We start from the raw sequence: 2,683 nt of genomic DNA, 5'->3' as shown, positions 1-2,683 counted from the left end.
GTGCAACACCTGATGTAAGGTGTTGCCATGTCTACCCAATATAACCACCTGAGTACCGAGGAGCGCGTCACCATTATGGTGATGCTCTTTCAACGACAGACGCTGCGAGCTATTGCTACTTTGCTAGGCCGGCATCCCAGCACCATTGTGAGATCAGACGCAACTCCCAGCAGCCCAACTACAACGCAATCCAAGCCACAAGCAGGGCTCAACGCCTTCGGCATGTGCCTCGCCGTCAGAAACGTTTATTTCCAGACGCAGAGCTGTTTCAGGTGGTCGTCGAAATGCTCCGCATTGGCTGGTCACCGCAACAAATTGCCAGCAGACTACGCAGCATCTGGCCCGGCCAACCTGAGCGACATGTGAGTCACGAAACTATCTACCTCGCTATCTATGCCTACCCACGCGGAGAGCTAAAGCGTCAGCTGATCAGTTATTTGCGTCAGGCTGACGGCAAACGTCGGAAGCGAACCCAGAGCAATGTGCGTCGGGAACGCTACCCTGCGCAGTTGAGTATTCACCTACGCCCCCCGGAAGTTGCAGACCGTCTAGTCCCAGGGCATTGGGAGAGTGATCTGATCATGGGCGCCAATAATCGCTCTGCGGTTGCCACAATGGTCGAGCGCACTAGTCGTTATGTGATTCTCGCCAAACTCGAAGCGCCCACCGCTGAGGCGGCGGCGCAAGCCATTGTGCGGGAGATGTCGCGGATGGCGCCCTCGCTGCTAAAAACCATGACGCATGATCAAGGCAGCGAAATGGCCCGTCATGGCGAAATCACTGCGCATACTGGAATGAAGATTTATTTCGCCGATCCACACTCGCCTTGGCAGCGTGGTAGCAATGAAAACACGAACGGGTTGTTACGCCAGTATCTCCCCAAGGGCACTGATCTCTCGCTGGTGACGCAGGCGCGACTGGATGAAATAGCCGATTTGCTCAACACCCGCCCCCGCCAGACATTGGGCTGGAAATTTCCAGTCGAGGTGCTGGTGGATTATCTTCAGCTCTGCGCGACCAACAAGCTCGAAACCATTAACTGACCGTTAAGAGAAAGGCCCACCTGAACGCCGACCAGCTACCTGGTGGAGGCGTCTAATGGGTGTTTCTATCGTGTCATTCCAGGCCGTCACATCGCCGATAAAGGGGGGGGTGTATAGCCATTGTTTAAGCGATGGAGGGGGGGTATGTATAGCCGCTGTTTCAGCGACCGAAGGGCTTGGTCATGGGGTAAGCCTTTGGCAGTGGAAGTCGTGTGCAATCAGGTCGGCTCGGTTCGTTCAGACGCTCAACACTCGACCCCCGCCAGGCATTGGGCTGGAAATTTTCAGTCGAGGTGCTGGTGGATTATCTTCAGCTCTCCGCGACCAACAAGCTCGAAACCATTAACTGACCGTTAAGAGAAAGGCCCACCTGAACGCCGACCAGCTACCTGGTGGAGGCGTCTAATGGGTGTTTCTATCGTGTCATTCCAGGCCGTCACATCGCCGATAAAGGGGGGGGTGTATAGCCATTGTTTAAGCGATGGAGGGGGGGTATGTATAGCCGCTGTTTCAGCGACCGAAGGGCTTGGTCATGGGGTAAGCCTTTGGCAGTGGAAGTCGTGTGCAATCAGGTCGGCTCGGTTCGTTCAGACGCTCAACACTCGACCCCCGCCAGGCATTGGGCTGGAAATTTTCAGTCGAGGTGCTGGTGGATTATCTTCAGCTCTCCGCGACCAACAAGCTCGAAACCATTAACTGACCGTTAAGAGAAAGGCCCACCTGAACGCCGACCAGCTACCTGGTGGAGGCGTCTAATGGGTGTTTCTATCGTGTCATTCCAGGCCGTCACATCGCCGATAAAGGGGGGGGTGTATAGCCATTGTTTAAGCGATGGAGGGGGGGTATGTATAGCCGCTGTTTCAGCGACCGAAAAGCTTGGTCATGACGTAAGCCCTCGGCGGTGGAAATCGTGTTTTGTCAGGTAGGCTAGGCTCGTTCTGGCGCCCATGGATAACGATACTTCGAAGACGGGATTGCGTTCAGTTTCGTGATTAGCAAGCTCAAATCATTAACTGACTGTTGCACTTGCTCCTTGAGACTGCCCAGCCTGCTGCAGTACAGCTGGTTTAACAATACTGTGAAAGGTGACGAGCTGGCCAATGAAAGTTACACCTCCAAAGGGTTGAGCACATCGTTGGAAAGTGGCTATGTGTTTGAGGTGGGTCATGGTGCGGGAAATACCTACTTTCTACAGCCGAAGGCGCAACTTGCTCGGTCAGGGATTCACGCTGATGACCACACTGAACAAAATGGCACCCGCGTGTCCGCGACCGGAGGCAATAATGTGCGCAGTTCGTTGGGTGTTAAGGCCTTTATGAAAGGTTATACCGCACACGGTAATGGACAACAGTCGTTTAAGCCGTATGTGGAAACGGATTGGATACATAATTCCGAAGGCTACGGTGTGAGAATGGATCGGGTCGATGTCTCGCAGGAAGGCAGTCGCAACATTGCAGAGTTCAGAGTGGGCGTTGAAGGGGATGTCACGCCTCAGGTGAGCGTCACCGCCAACCTGACTCGTCAGGTTGGAAGTCGTGGTTGGTCAGACACTACTGGCATGCTCGGCTTGAAAGATTCCTTCTAAGGGTCTTTAGATAAATAAAATGCAATACATTGCGACAGACGCCACTGTCACTGTT

At 53.9% G+C, this 2,683-nt stretch carries 1 protein-coding gene and 1 pseudogene; both read left to right on the top strand.

The features are described 5' to 3' along the window. Positions 1–27 precede the first annotated feature (27 nt). Positions 28–1,043 (top strand): annotated as a pseudogene (locus F8N44_RS30145) (IS30 family transposase). 1,033 nt (positions 1,044–2,076) lie between these two features. Further along, positions 2,077–2,628 carry an autotransporter outer membrane beta-barrel domain-containing protein gene (locus F8N44_RS30140; protein ID WP_191630985.1) on the top strand — a complete coding sequence of 184 codons (552 nt, stop codon included), beginning with the start codon at positions 2,077–2,079 and terminating at the stop codon, positions 2,626–2,628. The last annotated feature ends 55 nt before the right edge of the window (positions 2,629–2,683 follow it).

Origin of the sequence: Pseudomonas fluorescens (assembly GCF_902497745.1) — a bacterium.
Taxonomy (GTDB): Bacteria; Pseudomonadota; Gammaproteobacteria; order Pseudomonadales; family Pseudomonadaceae; genus Aquipseudomonas; species Aquipseudomonas fluorescens_BM.
This window is presented reverse-complemented; position numbering and strand designations above follow the sequence as displayed.